Source organism: Mesorhizobium sp. M7A.F.Ca.ET.027.03.2.1 (assembly GCF_003999175.1).
In the GTDB taxonomy this organism is placed as follows: domain Bacteria; phylum Pseudomonadota; class Alphaproteobacteria; order Rhizobiales; family Rhizobiaceae; genus Mesorhizobium.
Genome location: NZ_RZOM01001412.1, coordinates 1 through 1,212 on the forward strand (window position 1 = coordinate 1; position 1,212 = coordinate 1,212).

Sequence of the window (1,212 nt, forward strand, 5' to 3'; positions counted from 1 at the left end):
GCTCATGGATTGCCGATCCGCATGCTATCAAGCATTGTCCAATTTCGATCCAAAGCAAACAAGGGGGAGTTGCCGAGATCTGCAGCCATAACGTCGGCACCAAGGCATCGCGGGCAGAAAATTGCCTGCGGGATAGGCGATATGCCTGATTTTTGTGCGGACGCGGGTGCTGGCGCTGTGTAGGCTCTGGCAGCCCATGCCGCTTCCGGTGCAGCGAATGACGCGAATTTGCATCCCGGTGCGGCGCGGCTTTGAAATCTTATGAGACCGCTTCGAATCCGCTGAATTGGCACAGTTCGTGCTTGATGGAGGCGCAAGCGGGGGGTCACAACCCGTTTTTTTGGCAGTGGAGGCCACTTTTTACATGAAAAAGATCGAAGCGATCATCAAGCCATTCAAGCTGGACGAAGTGAAGGAAGCGCTTCAGGAAGCCGGACTGCAAGGCATCACTGTCACCGAAGCAAAAGGCTTCGGTCGTCAGAAGGGCCATACGGAACTCTATCGCGGCGCCGAATATGTCGTCGATTTCCTGCCCAAGGTGAAGATCGAGGTCGTGCTCGGCGACGACGCGGTCGAAGGCGCGATCGAGGCCATCCGCAAGGCGGCCCAGACGGGCCGCATCGGTGACGGCAAGATCTTCGTCTCCAACATCGAGGAAGTCGTGCGGATACGCACCGGCGAAACGGGCATGGACGCGGTCTGACCTGACCGCCCCATCCTCCTGAAAACGTCATCAACAAAAAAAGTCATCACACAGGGATACACGACATGACGACAGCCAAAGACATCATGAAGCAGATCAAGGACAACGACGTGAAATTCGTCGACCTGCGCTTCACAGACCCGAAGGGCAAGCTGCAACACGTGACGATGGATGTCATCGAGGTCGAGGAAGACATGTTCGCCGATGGCGTGATGTTCGACGGCTCGTCGATTGCCGGCTGGAAGGCCATCAACGAGTCCGATATGGTGCTGATGCCCGACCCGGAAACGGTCCACATGGATCCGTTCTTCGCCCAGTCGACCATGGTCATCCTGTGCGACATCCTCGATCCGGTTTCGGGTGAATCCTACAACCGCGATCCGCGTGGCACGGCCAAGAAGGCCGAGGCTTACATGAAGGCCGAAGGCATCGGCGACACCATCTATGTCGGCCCGGAAGCCGAATTTTTCGTCTTCGACGACGTGAAGTACAAGGCCGATCCCTACAAC

The 1,212-nt window shown here is 56.9% G+C and carries 2 protein-coding genes; both read left to right on the plus strand.

Translation table 11 applies throughout. The annotated features are described in order from the left end of the window. The first annotated feature begins 364 nt into the window (after positions 1 to 364). Entirely contained in the window at positions 365 to 703 is a 339-nt protein-coding gene (locus tag EN750_RS35145) for a P-II family nitrogen regulator (protein WP_006205430.1), read from the plus strand. A gap of 65 nt (positions 704 to 768) precedes the next feature. Further along, positions 769 to 1,212 (plus strand): glutamine synthetase beta-grasp domain-containing protein (locus tag EN750_RS35150; RefSeq protein ID WP_189526693.1); only part of this gene is annotated, 444 nt, incomplete at its 3' end.